A 13,667-nucleotide genomic window follows, 5' to 3' on the forward strand; every position below is an offset into this window, starting at 1 on the left:
CTATTCGGCTCAGAACGCTGACATATCGCGACCGGAACCCCCAAAGCAAGGACGCTGACATGACCGACAAGACCGCAAAGACCCTGACCTCCTCGGGCTACTACGTGAGCCAGGAGGCACCGATCCAATCGGACAACCCCGTCACGACCCCGAAGAGCACGCCACCGGACATCCTGCGGTGCGCGTACATGGAGATCGTGGTCACCGACCTGGCCGCCTCGCGACAGTTCTACGTCGACATCCTCGGCCTGTACGTGACCGAGGAGGACGAGCAGGCGATCTACCTGCGCTCGACCGAGGAGTTCATCCACCACAACCTGATCCTGCGTCAGGGGCCGATCGCCGCCGTGGCCGCGTTCTCCTACCGGGTGCGCACGCCCGAAGACCTCGACCGCGCCGTCGAGTTCTACACCGAACTGGGCTGCGACGTCCGCCGCAACGAGAACGGCTTCGTCAAGGGCATCGGCGACTCCGTCCGTGTCGTCGACCCGCTCGGCTTCCCCTATGAGTTCTTCTACGCCACGGATCACGTCGAGCGTCTGTCGTGGCGCTACGACCTGCACACCCCCGGTGAGCTCGTGCGTCTGGATCACTTCAACCAGGTCACCCCCGATGTGCCGCGCGCGGTGCGGCACTACCAGGACCTGGGCTTCCGGGTCACCGAGGACATCCAGGACGACGAAGGCACCGTCTACGCCGCCTGGCTGCGCCGCAAGCCGACCGTCCACGACACCGCGACCACCGGAGGCGACGGTCCGCGGATGCACCATGTGGCCTTCGCCACGCACGAGAAGCACAACATCCTCGCGATCTGCGACAAGCTCGGTGCTCTGCGCCGGTCGGACGCGATCGAGCGAGGCCCGGGTCGTCACGGCGTCTCGAACGCGTTCTACCTGTACCTGCGCGACCCCGACGGCCACCGCGTCGAGATCTACACGCAGGACTACTACACGGGCGACCCCGACAACCCGGTCGTGACGTGGGATGTGCATGACAACCAGCGCCGCGACTGGTGGGGCACCCCGGTCGTGCCCTCCTGGTACACCGACGCCTCGCTCGTGCTCGACCTCGACGGCAACCCGCAGCCCGTGACCGCGCGAACCGACTCCAGCGAGATGGCGGTGACCATCGGCGCCGACGGCTTCTCGTACACGCGTGCCGACGAAGGCGAGAAGTCGATGCCCGAGTACAAGCAGGGCGAGTACAAGCTGGGCCACCAGCTCTAGGAGGCACGGATGCTGTCAGAGGAGACGATCGCGCAGATCGCCGCAGAACTCGCGGAAGCCGATCGCACGCACGCGGTGATCCCGCGGATCACGGCGCGATACCCGGAGGCCACGGTCGAGGATTCGTACGCGATCCAGGGCGTCTGGCGCGACACCCAGATCGCCGCGGGGCGCCGCCTCGTCGGGCGCAAGATCGGTCTGACGTCGAAGGCGATGCAGCAGGCGACGGGTATCACCGAGCCGGACTACGGGGTGATGTTCGACGACACCGTCCACGAGTCGGGCGCAGAGATCCCGGTCGACCATTTCTCGAACGTGCGCATCGAGGTCGAGCTGGCGTTCGTGCTGAAGAAGCCGCTCGAGGGGCCGGACTGCACCCTCGAGGATGCCCTGGAGGCGATCGACTACGCCGTCCCGGCACTCGAGGTGCTGAACTCGCACATCGAGCTCGAGGGTCGGACGATCGTCGACACGATCAGCGACAACGCCGCCTATGGCGCGATGGTTCTCGGAACGGTCCACCGCCGTCCGGACGAGATCGATCTGCGATGGGTTCCGGGGGTCCTCTCCCGCAACGGCGAGATCGAGGAGACCGGGGTCGCCGCCGGAGTGCTCGGCCACCCGGCCACCGGAGTAGCGTGGCTCGCGAACAAGTTCCATCAGCACGGCGCGCGTCTCGAGGCGGGCGAGATCATCCTGGCAGGATCGTTCACGCGCCCGATGTGGGTGTCGCGCGGCGATGACGTGCTGTGCGACTACGGACCGATGGGAACTGTCGCATGTCGCTTCGTCTAGATCCGTCGTTCCGAGAGCATCTCGCCGGCTCCGATCGTCCGTCCGTGGGGATGTGGGTCTGCTCGGGCAGCCCGCTCCTCGCAGAGGTCGCCGCAGGCTCAGGACTCGACTGGCTGCTGATCGACATGGAGCACTCGGCGAACACCCTCGACGCGGTGCTCCTGCAGCTCCAGGCGGTCGCCGCGTACCCGATCACCCCGGTCGTGCGCGTCCCCTCCAACGACACCGTCGCGATCAAACAGGTCCTCGATCTCGGGGCGCAGAACCTGATCGTCCCGATGGTGTCATCTGCCCAGGAGGCACGCGCCGCGGTCGCCGCCACCCGCTATCCCCCAGCCGGCGTCCGCGGGGTGGGCAGTGCGCTCGCACGCAGTGCTCGGTGGAACCGCGTCGACGACTACCTTCAGGAGTCCGCGCAGCACACCTCCCTCACGGTCCAGATCGAGACGACCGCCGGGGTCGAAGCCGCTGCCGAGATCGCCGCGGTCGACGGTGTCGATGCGGTGTTCGTCGGTCCGTCCGATCTCTCGGCCTCGATGGGCCTGCTCGGCCAGCAGACCCATCCCGACGTCACGGCCGCGGTCAAGACCGTGTTCGATGCCGTCACGGCCGCCGGGAAACCGGTGGGTGTCAACGCCTTCGACCCCGCCACGGCGGACGCCTACCTCGCCGCCGGTGCCGACTTCGTGGCGGTCGGCGCGGACGTCGCACTGCTCGCCCGTGCCTCCGAGGCCCTCGCCGCACGCTTCATCCGTACGGACGGGACCTCACGCGCCAGCTACTGACCCTTCAAGTCGCGCAACTGGCTGCTTCGGCGGCCTGGAGGGGACCATGTGCGCGATTCGAGGTGCCCGCCGTGGCAAGATGATCGGATGCGCACGAGCGAGTCCAGGAGATGATCCGCGGCCTCGCCGCGATGCAGGACCGGAACTTCCGCTGGTTCTTCCTGGCACGCGCGATCACCATGATCACCGGCTCGATGTCGTCGATCGCACTCGCGTTCGCCGTGCTGGAGATCGACAACGACGCGCGTTCGCTGTCCTTCGTCCTCACCGCCTTCACTGTCAGCAACATCGTGTTCGTGCTGTTCGGCGGTGTCATCGCCGACCGTCTGCCGCGGGCTCTGATCATCCAGGCCTGCTACGTGGTGGACATCCTGTCCATCGGCGCGATCGCGGCTCTCCTGTTCACCGGCAATGCGACGATTCCGCTGCTCGTGATGCTCTCGATCGTCAATGGTGCTTCGACCGCCTTCGTGCTCCCCGCGATGCAGGGCATCATCCCGCAGCTCACGACCCCCGAACATCTGCAACAGGCCAACGCGATGCTGTCGTTCGTCCGTTCCGCCGTCACGATCGGCGGTCCGGTCCTTGCCGGGATCCTCGTGGCCACGGCCGGCCCCGCGTGGGCGATGGTGGTCCAGGCCGCGGGCTGGGCGGTCGCGATCCCAGTGCTCGCGCTCGTGAAGCTGCCGCCGCCGTCGCATGCCGGCGGCACCACGATGTTCCATGACCTCCGAATCGGGTGGCGGGAGTTCTGGAGCCGCTCCTGGTTGTGGACGGTCGTGCTGGCCTTCATGGTCATGAACGCGATCCACATCGGTGCCTGGGGCGTGGTCGGCCCCTACATCGCGAAGAACAACGACCTCCTCGGGATCACGGGGTGGGGATGGGTGCTCAGCGCCGAGGGTGCCGGCGTGCTGCTGATGACACTGCTGCTGATGTGGTTCCCGCTGCGGAGGCCGCTGCGCTACGGCATGATCGGCATCGCCGCGTTCGCGATCCCGGTGACGATACTGGGCGTCCATCCCGCCGTGGTCCTCCTCGCGATGGCCGCCTTCATCGCGGGTGCCGGCGCCGAGGTCTTCAGCACCGGATGGAACCTCGCGATGATGGAGAACATCCCCGGTGAGAAACTCTCCCGGGTCGCGAGCTACGACATGCTCGGGAGCTTCGTCGTGATGCCGATCGGCACGCTGATCTACGGCTGGCTGATCACGCACGCAGATCCTGCGACCGTGCTCGTGACCTCGGGCGTCGTCTACGCGTCGATCGCGCTGGTCACCCTGATGGTGCCGAGTGTCTGGCGGATGGGTCGACCGGAAGCGGTCACGAAGACCCCGGCCGAACTAGCGGATTCATAGCATCTCCGGGGAGACTGTCGGCATGACCTACGCCGCGCTCCAGCCCCTCGCCGACCGTGCCGCTCTGTTCGTCGCGCTCCGCCAGGACGCCCTCTCCGCCGCCGCCGATGCCCTCGGCGAGCACCGCTGGGACGCGGACATGGCGCAGGGAACGCTCACCTTCACCGCGAACGACGACCCGTCGCGCCAGTTCGTCACACGCGCGCACCTGATCGCCACGATCGCACCGGGGCCTCGCTCCCTGCTCTGGGCCTGGGCTCATCCCAGTGGAGACCCGCAGGGCATCGCGACGCAGCTGCACACCTACGGCACCACGCACGGCATCACCGAACTGACCACGCCGGAGGTGCCGTTCCCCGCCGAGGCCTCGGGCGACGACGAGTGGATCGCGCAGGCCGCGCACACGGTCGGCGGCGCCGCGGTCGAGCTCACCGGACGCTCGCCCTACTACTCGGCCCCCGTCGGCAACGGCACCCGGGCGGTGTTCCTGCTCGACGCTCCGCTCGCGCCGCTCACCGTCGCGGTGGCCGTCGTCGCGCTTCCCCGCGTGCTCTCGGGAATGGATCTCTCCGACGCCCGCACGGCGGTGTGGGACCTCGCGCGGCTCGCAGGCTGGACCCTCACCTGGACCGACGAGTCCTTCTCGGGCGCGATCGTCACGGATGCCTCCGGGACGGCGACGTTCCGCTTCGACGAGCAGGCCCGCATCAGCGGCATCGAGAGCACGCTCACCGCACAGGGGTGAGTCCGCGAAGGCGGATGTGGGATTCTGGTCGCATGAAGAACGGAATCGTGCGATTCGTCGCGCTCGCGGTGTTCAACGTCGCCGTGCTGCTGCTGATCGGCGTGCTGCTGCCCGGTGTCTCGGTGGGCCTGAACGCCCTGTGGGCGTCGGTCGTCCTGACCCTCGCCGCTCTCTTCGTGAAACCTCTGCTGGCAGGTGCGTTCCGCAAGTCGGCGGCGAAGTCCGCCGCCGAGCGCACGAAGGCCGGCGAGAAGGTCGTACAGTACGTGCTCGTGTACGTCGTCGAGCTCATCATCTGGGTGCTCACGGTGTGGCTGAGCGGCGTCCGCGCCTCGGGATTCTGGGGCTTCGTGCTCCCGCCGGTCGCTCTGCTCCTCGGCTGGGTGATCTACGACCGGATCGATGACAGGATGCGGGCCAAGACCGCGGAGATCTATGACTCCGTGCAGGCGAAGGTGAGGGGCGGCAGCCGGTCGAAGCCCGCCCCCGCCACGAACACCGCGGCGTCGGAGTCGCCGGAGACGGCGGCTGCCCGAGAAGAGCTCCGCGACGGCCTGACCCCCGAGCAGCGTCGGATGCTCGACGAACTCGGCTGACCGTCGTCCGGAGGGGTGCGCCACGCGGGCACCCCTCCGGAAGCGATCAGGCGAGCCGCTCTGCGGCTTCCACGACGTTCGTCATGAGTAGGGCGACGGTCATCGGGCCGACGCCACCCGGGTTCGGGGAAAGGTACCCGGCGACGTCCGCGACGCCGGGCGCCACATCGCCGAACACCAGGTTCTTCCCGGTTTCCGAGTCGGTCTCCCGGGTCACGCCGACGTCGAGCACTGCTGCGCCCGGCTTGACGTCTTCGGGACGGATGAGGTGCTTGACGCCCGCGGCCGCGACGATGACGTCGGCCTCCCGCAGGTAGCGAGGCATGTCGACCGTGCCCGTGTGGGTCAGCGTGACCGTGGCGTTCAGGTCGCGACGGGTGAGCAGGAGCCCGATCGAACGGCCGATCGTGACCCCGCGGCCGACCACGACCACGTGCTTGCCCCTGAGGTCGTAGTCGTTGCGCAGCAGCAGCTCGATCACGCCGCGCGGTGTGCAGGGCAACGGCGTGTGGATCGGACCGTTGACGTTGAGCACCAGGCGGCCGAGGTTGGTCGGGTGCAGGCCGTCGGCGTCCTTCGCCGGGTCGATCCGCTCGAGGATGGCGTCCGTGTCGAGGTGCTTCGGAAGAGGCAGCTGCACGATGTACCCGTGGCACGCGGGATCGGCGTTGAGCTCGTCGATCAGCGCCTCGACCTCGGCCTGCGTGGCGTCCGCCGGGAGCTCGCGCTGGATCGAGTTCATCCCGATGCTCTCGGACTGCCGGTGCTTCATGCCCACGTAGAGCTGCGAGGCGGGGTCGGCGCCGACGAGCACCGTCGCGATGCCCGGGGTGATCCCCTTCGCCTTCAGCGCGGCTACCCGCTCGGTGAGCTCCGCACGGATCGCGGCCGATGCGGCCTTCCCGTCCAGGATCTTCGCGGTCACTGCTGCAGGTCCGGGTAGAGCGGGAACGCGGCGGCCAGGGCGTCGACGCGGGCACGCAGCGACTCCACGTCCGCACCGGGGAGCAGTGCGAGCGCGATGATGTCGGCGACCTCGGTGAACTCGGCGTCCCCGAAACCGCGGGTCGCGAGTGCGGGCGTGCCGATGCGCAGACCCGAGGTGACCATCGGCGGGCGCGGGTCGTTCGGGACCGCGTTGCGGTTCACGGTGATGTGGATGTCGTGCAGGAGGTCTTCTGCCTGCTTGCCGTCGATCTCGGCATCACGCAGGTCGACCAGCACCAGGTGCACATCGGTGCCGCCTGAGCGCACGGCGATACCGGCATCCTTCAGGTCCTGCTTCGACAGACGCTCGGCGATGAGCGCGGCACCGCGCAGCACGCGCTCCTGGCGCTCCTTGAACTCGGGCGTGCCTGCGAGCTTGAACGCGGTCGCCTTGGCGGCGATCACGTGCATGAGCGGCCCGCCCTGCTGGCCCGGGAACACGGCGGAGTTGATCTTCTTGGCGATGTCGGCGTCGTTGGTGAGGATGAAGCCCGAGCGCGGCCCGCCGATCGTCTTGTGCACGGTCGACGAGACGACGTGGGCGTGGGGCACCGGGTTCGGGTGCAGGCCCGCGGCCACCAGACCCGCGAAGTGCGCCATGTCGACCCAGAGCAGAGCCCCGACCTCGTCGGCGATCTCGCGGAACGCCGCGAAGTCCATCGTGCGCGGGTAGGCCGACCAGCCGGCGATGATGACCTTGGGTCGGTGCTCGATCGCGAGACGGCGCACCTCCGCCATGTCGATCGTCGAGGTCTCGGGGTCGACACCGTAGGCGACGATGTCGTACAGACGACCCGAGAAGTTGATCTTCATGCCGTGCGTCAGGTGACCACCCTGGTCGAGGGAGAGGCCGAGCAGGGTGTCGCCGGGGCGGGCGATGGCATGGAGGACCGCGGCGTTGGCGGAGGCGCCGGAGTGCGGCTGCACGTTCGCGAACTCGGCACCGAACAGGCTCTTCGCCCGCTCGATCGCGAGGGACTCGGCGACGTCGACCTCTTCACAGCCGCCGTAGTACCGACGCCCGGGGTAGCCCTCGGCGTACTTGTTCGTGAGCACCGAGCCCTGCGACTGCAGCACCGAGACGGGAACGAAGTTCTCGGAGGCGATCATCTCGAGGAAGGTCTGCTGACGCTTCAGCTCACGGTCGAGGACCTGAGCGATCTCCGGATCGACTTCGGCGAGCGGGGCGTTGAAGTAACGGTCGGTCATGATGACGTGCTCCTTTGACAACGGATTCGAAAGGGGTGTTCCTATCGGCCCAGGCGCGCGGTCGAATTCCGTGGTCAGTCGCTCCCCGGTGGTAGTCCACCCAGACGCCAGTCGCGACGGTTACGAGCATAGCCGATGCCGGAGCCGTCGCACGCGGTCGCGACGACGACGGCGCAGAATCGTTTCGATTCCCCCATTCCCTCCTGCCACGACGAACGGTAGGTTTTGTTCATGGTCCTTCCTCATCCTCTTCCGCTCGTCCCTGCGCCCGTGTCCGCCGTCGCACGGGAGGAACGGATGCCGCTCACCGCGACGACGCGCGTGCTCGGCTCCTCCCCGGCCGCCGCACAGCTGGTCGACGCGATCGAGCGCCGCACCGGAATCCGCCTCGCCCTCGTCGATGAGGCCGACGCCGAGATCGAGCTCCTCGTCGACCCCACCTCATCCGCACCCGAGGGCTACACGCTCGAGATCGGAGAGCGGGCGATCCTCGTCGGCGCCGACGAGGCCGGGCTCTTCTACGGCGTCCAGACGCTGCTGCAGCTGCTGCGCCAGGAGGACTCCGGCTGGGCGCTGCTCGGTGCCGACGTCGCCGACTCCCCGCGCTTCGCCCGACGAGGTGTCATGCTCGATGTGGCTCGGCACTTCTTCGGCGTCGACGACGTGAAGAAGTTCATCGACAGCACCAGCGCCCTCAAGTTCAACCACCTGCACCTGCACCTGACCGATGACCAGGGATGGCGCGTGCACATCGACTCCTGGCCGTTGCTGACCGAGCGGGCGGCCGCCACCTCCGCGAACGGAGACCCGGGGGGCTTCTACACGAAGGACGACTACCGCGAGATCGTGGCCTACGCCGCCTCGCGTCACATGATCGTGATCCCCGAGATCGATCTGCCCGGCCACACCCATGCGATCGGCGTCGCCTACCCCGAGCTCGTCGAGGCGCCCGTGCTGAACGACAACCTGATCGCCGACTCCGCTCGCCTCGGCCAGCCGCTGCCCGTCGCCGGCGAGACGTACCTCGGCTGGGGCGTCGGTCACTCGAGCGTCCGCATCCACGACGAGCGCACCTACGCGTTCGTGCGCGACGTCGTCCGCGAGCTCGCCGAGATGACCCCGGGGCCGTACATCCACGTGGGAGGCGACGAATCGCTCGGCACCCCGCAGGCCGACTTCGACCTGTTCGCCGAGCGCGCCACCGCGATCGTCGTCGAGGCCGGCAAGACGCCGGTCGCCTGGCACGAGATGGGCTCGGCCGCACACATCGCCGAGGGCACCGTCGGTCAGTACTGGGGCAAGACGACCCCCGAGGGCACGCACGCCGAAGAGGCCGCCCACTTCGTCGAGCGCGGCGGCGGGCTGATCATGTCGGCGGCGAACGTCACCTATCTCGACATGAAGTACTCCGAGGACTTCCCCCTCGGCCTCACCTGGGCGGCCATCATCGACGTCCGCTCCGCCTATGAGTGGGAGCCGACGGCCGTCCTCGACGTGCCGGACGCCGCGATCCTCGGTGTGGAAGCCCCGCTCTGGTCAGAGACCACCCGGACCCTCGCGGAGGTCGAGCAACTCGTCTTCCCCCGGGCGGCAGCACAGGCCGAAGTGGCCTGGTCGCCGCAGGAGGGCCCGGAGCGCACCTGGGAATCCTTCCGCGTCCGGGTCGGGGCGCTCGCGCCGCTGTGGAAAGCTGAGGGGGTCGACTTCCACCCCGCAGAAGAAATCCCCTGGAGCGAACGTTGAGCACCCACTCCTCCGCGACCGGCTCGCTGGTCATCCATTCGGCGCGCCTCGTCGACGGCGGCACCATCACCGAAGACGCCTGGATCCGGATCGAAGACGGCACCGTCGCAGCCCGCGGCACCGGTTCGGACTGGATGTCGGCAGATGTGATCGTCGATGCCGCATCCATCGCCGGGGCCGGCGCCCTACTCACCCCCGGCTTCGTCGACATCCACGGGCACGGCGGAGCGGGAGCGTCTTTCGACGACGGTGTCGACGCCATCCGCATCGGTCGCGACCTGCATCGCGCCCACGGCACCACCCGTGCCGTGGTGTCCCTCGTGACCGCATCGGTGGATTCGCTCGCACGGAACGTCGCCCTGATCGCCGACCTGACCGAGACGGACGCCGACATCCTCGGTTCCCACCTCGAGGGTCCGTTCCTCGACCCCGGTCACCATGGCGCGCACGAGCCGTCGCTGCTGCGCCATCCGGTCGCCGCGGACGTCGCACGACTGCTGGATGCCGGACGAGGCACGGTCCGTCAGGTGACGATCGCACCGGAGCTCCCCGGCGGGCTCGACGCGATCAGGCAGATCGTGGCCGCAGGCTCGGCGGCCGCGGTGGGTCACACCGACGCGGATGCCGCGACGGCGGTCGCCGCGTTCGAGGCCGGTGCATCGATCCTCACCCACGCCTTCAACGCGATGCCTGGCATCCACCATCGTGCGCCGGGCCCGGTGCTGGCCGCTGCGGCGGATCACCGGGTCGTGCTCGAGGCGATCGCCGACGACGTGCACCTCGATCCGCACGTCGTCAAGCTCGTGTTCGACGCGGCCCCCGGTCGGGTCGCGCTCGTCACCGATGCGATGGCCGCGGCGGGAAGCGCCGACGGCCACTACGACCTCGGCGCGGTCAGCGTCACGGTGAAGAACGGCGTGGCCAGGGCGGATGACACCGGTTCGATCGCCGGCTCGACGCTCACCCAAGACGTGGCGCTGCAGCGCGCGGTCGCTGCCGGCGTGCCCCTCGGAGAAGCCGTGCGGGCACTCACCGAGACTCCGGCCAGGGCGATCGGACGCGGCGCCGTGCTCGGTGGCCTACGCCCCGGCATGCTCGGCGACGTCGTGCTGCTGGATGCGGAACTGCGCGTCGCGCGCGTCTGGTCAGGACCCCGACTCGCCTAGGTCCTGCGTCGCGCGCGACGCACAGCTCTGCGCTCTCCGGTCGTGCGTGCACAGGGCGGGGGGCCGCCGTTCCCCAGATCGGCGGCCCCGTCCCCTGCAGAGACGGGCGGCCGGGAACTCCTCCCCCGAGGCTCCCGACCGGCCCACCGGTGCATTCACCCCTCGCACCAGTGCCTGAACCCCGCCCCCCGGAGGAGTTCTTCGTGGCTGTCTCTGTGATGAGACGACGGTCTCATCGATTCATTACGCGACTTCGTGGAAAATCTTCGAGAAGTTCCTTCCGTCGCTCACCCGGTGCGGGCGGGAGGCCGCCGTTCCCCCGAACGGCGGCCTCGCTCCCCCTCCTGAGACGGACGGGCGGGGTGCCTCCCCCGAGGCCCCGACCCGCCCACCGAAGCGAAAACCGCTCGCACCGGCGCCTGGACTCCGCCCCCGGAGTCCGATTCGGCTGTCCTAACGATGAGACGGTCGCACCACGGATTCATTACGCGACTTCGCGAAATTCTTCGAGAAACAGCGTTTCCACGCTCGGGCGCGGACCGGATCCGCCGACGCGCGCCCCCGGAAATCTGCGTACTTCGTGGGAAAGAGTGGCTTCCCTGGGAGATTCGCGAGAGACTGGAAAAGTCGCGTGATGAGCGGCGCCTCCACGCGTCTCACCCTGTAGAGGCGCAACCGCGCCCAGCGACAGATGGATGATTGTGCACGAAGAGAACTCGAGTCACGACGAACTGATCGGTGATGCCGACCTGATCCTCCGCGCCCGTTCGGGCGATACGGGGGCCTTCGGCGAACTCTGGCGACGCCACTACCCCTCGGGAATCACGGTCGCCCGATCCATCACGTCATCGATCGACCCGGATGACCTGGTGCAGGAGGCGTACACACGCATCTACCAGGCGATCATCAAGGGCGGCGGACCGAACGGGTCGTTCCGCGCCTACCTGTTCACGAGCATCCGCAACACCGCGGCAGGCTGGGGACGTGCCCGTCGCGAGACCGCGATCGACGAACTCGACACCGTCGCCGACCCCGAGACCACCGACCAGGCGGCGAACGAGGCGCTCGACCGGAGCCTCACCGCGCAGGCGTTCCGCAGTCTTCCCACGCGCTGGCAGGAAGTGCTCTGGTACACCGAGATCGAGCAGATGAAGCCGCAGGAAGTCGGCCACCTCCTCGGGATGAAGTCCGGTGCCGTGTCGCAACTGGCGTTCCGCGCCCGTGAGGGGCTGCGTGAAGCCTGGATCCAGGCGCATCTGCGCAGCGCCGAAGACGGCTCCGAATGCCAGTGGGCCATCGAGCATCTGGGCGCCTACTCGCGGGGCAACCTCAGCACGCGCGACCACAAGCGACTCGAACTGCATCTCGACGACTGCGCGCGCTGCATGATCGTCGCTGCCGAGGCCAAGGACGTCTCGCAGCGCCTCGCCCTCGTTCTGCTTCCTCTCGTGCTGGGCGTCGCCGGAGCCTCGGGCTACCTCGCGACCCTGCAGGGCGCGGGCACCCCGATCGTCGCTCTCGCGGCCATGCCGTCCAGCATCCCCGGTGCCGTCTTCGGCGGCGACGGAGGAGCCGGGGCCGTCGCCGCAGGCACGGCCGCGTCCGGCGCGGGCACGGGTTCCGGCGGCGGCGCAGGTTCGGGCGGCGCCGCAGGCGGCGGTGCCGGTGGCGCGGGTGCCTCCGGCGGAGTCTTCACCGGGATCGGTGCACTCGTGGGAGCGGGATCCGCGGCTCTGGTCGTGGCCGGCGTCGTCGCTGCGGCGACGATCCTCCCCGGCCTCGCCGGAGCGAACCCGGAGACGTCGCTGCCCACTGCCGGCGACACCGACCCGTCGTCGATCACCTCGGACGTCGGACCCGATGAGTCGATGACGCTCGACGAACCTGTCGTGATCGACGAGCCGGTCACCCCTCCGCCTGCGCCGGCCCCTCCTGTGGAGGAGACCACGACGCCCGCCGCGGACGCGGCCCCACCGGTCGAGACCCCTCCGGTCGCCCCGGTGGCCCCTGTGGCTCCGGTCGTGCCTCCCGAGCCGGTCGACCCCGTGCCGCCGGTGGATCCCCCGGATCCCGAGGTCGCGGAGTACTCCGTGAACATCTTCGGCGCACCGGGCGCGACCGTCGAGGGCCTGCTCGACGACAGTCCGGACGGCGGCGACACCATCGTCCTCGATGAGTTCGGCCAGGGAACGCTCGTCTTCTCCCCGACCGCCGCGCAGAACGCCGCGCCCGAGGCGACGAAGGTCACCGTCATCCACACTCTCTCTTCGGGAGAGTGGGCGGGATCGATCGACCTGCCGCTCCTGGAATTCAGCCGCGAGGGCGGCTACACGGGGATCCAATTCCTGGGCGACTGGGAGATTCCGCCGACGGAGGAGCCGGACACCGAGGACCCCGCGACCGAGGAACCGAACGCCGAGGAGCCCCCGGCAGAAGAGACGCCGGTCGACGAGTCCACGAACGACACGACGCCGACGGACGACACGGCGCCCGCCGACGAGACCCCCGTGGACCACGCACCTGCAGACGAGGGGCCCACGGAGGCTACCCCGCAGGAGACGGACCCCGCCGCGGTCGAGCCTGCCGCGTCCACGGCTCCCGAATCCGCTGCGCCCGGCACCGGAGCAGCGGATGACTCCACGGCCCCGACCGAGGACGCTCCCGCCGACGAATAGACTGGATCCATGCCCTCGGATTCCGCCCCCGTCCCCGGTGTCGACCGCCCGACCTTCTCCGTCCTCGACATCGTCCGCGCCGTCGTCCTGGTCGTCGCCGTGGCCTCGCTCGCGCTGTGGGGCTTCGCCGGCTGGGACCTCCCGTGGAACATCATCGTCGGCATCGGGGCACCCGTCATCGTGGTCGTGATCTGGGCGCTGTTCCTCTCGCCACGGGCGGTCCTCCGTGTGCACCCGTTCCTTCGCGCCGCGGTCGAGCTGCTCATCTACGTCGGTGTGACCATCGCGTGGTGGTCGATGGGACAGGCCCTGATCGGCACGGCTTTCGCGCTCGTGGCCGTGGTCTCCGGAGTGCTCAGCGGTCGGCGCGCGCTGTCGTGAG

The 13,667-nt window shown here is 69.0% G+C and carries 12 protein-coding genes and 1 riboswitch; of the genes, 10 read left to right on the forward strand and 2 right to left on the reverse strand.

Going from position 1 to position 13,667, the window contains the following annotated elements:
* The first annotated feature begins 59 nt into the window (after positions 1-59).
* From hpaD to LVJ59_RS05935, 6 genes are all read left to right on the forward strand, one after another.
* Positions 60-1,226: a 3,4-dihydroxyphenylacetate 2,3-dioxygenase gene (hpaD, locus tag LVJ59_RS05910; RefSeq protein WP_047522686.1), complete on the forward strand. Its 1,167-nt coding sequence runs from the start codon at positions 60-62 to the stop codon at positions 1,224-1,226.
* Positions 1,227-1,235: 9 nt separating this feature from the next.
* Positions 1,236-2,021 (forward strand): fumarylacetoacetate hydrolase family protein, encoded by a 786-nt coding sequence (locus LVJ59_RS05915; protein ID WP_047522684.1) that lies wholly within the window; start codon positions 1,236-1,238, stop codon positions 2,019-2,021.
* Positions 2,006-2,806: an HpcH/HpaI aldolase/citrate lyase family protein gene (locus LVJ59_RS05920; RefSeq protein ID WP_232762345.1), complete on the forward strand. Its 801-nt coding sequence runs from the start codon at positions 2,006-2,008 to the stop codon at positions 2,804-2,806. Before LVJ59_RS05915 ends, LVJ59_RS05920 begins: the two co-directional genes overlap by 16 nt.
* Before the next feature lie 110 nt (positions 2,807-2,916).
* On the forward strand, positions 2,917-4,164 hold the full coding sequence (locus LVJ59_RS05925; RefSeq protein WP_232762346.1) for an MFS transporter: 1,248 nt from the start codon (positions 2,917-2,919) through the stop codon (positions 4,162-4,164).
* Between the two features lie 22 nt (positions 4,165-4,186).
* Positions 4,187-4,909, forward strand: a complete 723-nt coding sequence (locus LVJ59_RS05930; RefSeq protein WP_232762347.1) for a DUF6882 domain-containing protein — start codon at positions 4,187-4,189, stop codon at positions 4,907-4,909.
* 32 nt (positions 4,910-4,941) lie between these two features.
* On the forward strand, positions 4,942-5,505 hold the full coding sequence (locus LVJ59_RS05935; RefSeq protein ID WP_153243728.1) for a phage holin family protein: 564 nt from the start codon (positions 4,942-4,944) through the stop codon (positions 5,503-5,505).
* A gap of 46 nt (positions 5,506-5,551) precedes the next feature.
* On the opposite strand, the gene LVJ59_RS05940 is transcribed toward LVJ59_RS05935, so the two are convergent.
* Positions 5,552-6,430 (reverse strand): bifunctional methylenetetrahydrofolate dehydrogenase/methenyltetrahydrofolate cyclohydrolase, encoded by an 879-nt coding sequence (locus LVJ59_RS05940; RefSeq protein ID WP_232762348.1) that lies wholly within the window; start codon positions 6,428-6,430, stop codon positions 5,552-5,554.
* On the reverse strand, positions 6,427-7,701 hold the full coding sequence (gene glyA / locus LVJ59_RS05945; RefSeq protein ID WP_047522668.1) for a serine hydroxymethyltransferase: 1,275 nt from the start codon (positions 7,699-7,701) through the stop codon (positions 6,427-6,429). The genes LVJ59_RS05940 and glyA overlap by 4 nt, the downstream gene beginning before the upstream one ends.
* A 40-nt stretch (positions 7,702-7,741) precedes the next feature.
* Positions 7,742-7,826, reverse strand: a riboswitch (ZMP/ZTP riboswitch).
* Between the two features lie 106 nt (positions 7,827-7,932).
* Between glyA and LVJ59_RS05950 the strand changes: the two genes are divergently transcribed.
* From LVJ59_RS05950 to LVJ59_RS05970, 4 genes are all read left to right on the forward strand, one after another.
* Complete coding sequence (locus LVJ59_RS05950) at positions 7,933-9,444, forward strand: family 20 glycosylhydrolase (RefSeq protein ID WP_232762349.1); 1,512 nt, start codon at positions 7,933-7,935, stop codon at positions 9,442-9,444.
* Positions 9,441-10,610 (forward strand): N-acetylglucosamine-6-phosphate deacetylase, encoded by a 1,170-nt coding sequence (locus LVJ59_RS05955; protein ID WP_232762350.1) that lies wholly within the window; start codon positions 9,441-9,443, stop codon positions 10,608-10,610. Before LVJ59_RS05950 ends, LVJ59_RS05955 begins: the two co-directional genes overlap by 4 nt.
* A 695-nt stretch (positions 10,611-11,305) precedes the next feature.
* A complete protein-coding gene (locus LVJ59_RS17825; RefSeq protein WP_269816590.1) occupies positions 11,306-13,285 on the forward strand; it encodes a sigma-70 family RNA polymerase sigma factor in 1,980 nt (659 codons plus the stop codon).
* Positions 13,286-13,294: 9 nt separating this feature from the next.
* Positions 13,295-13,666, forward strand: coding sequence for a YrdB family protein (locus LVJ59_RS05970; RefSeq protein WP_232762351.1), 372 nt, complete (start codon positions 13,295-13,297; stop codon positions 13,664-13,666).
* The last annotated feature ends 1 nt before the right edge of the window (position 13,667 follow it).

Source organism: Microbacterium sp. KKR3/1 (assembly GCF_021272365.1).
GTDB lineage: Bacteria > Actinomycetota > Actinomycetes > Actinomycetales > Microbacteriaceae > Microbacterium > Microbacterium aurugineum.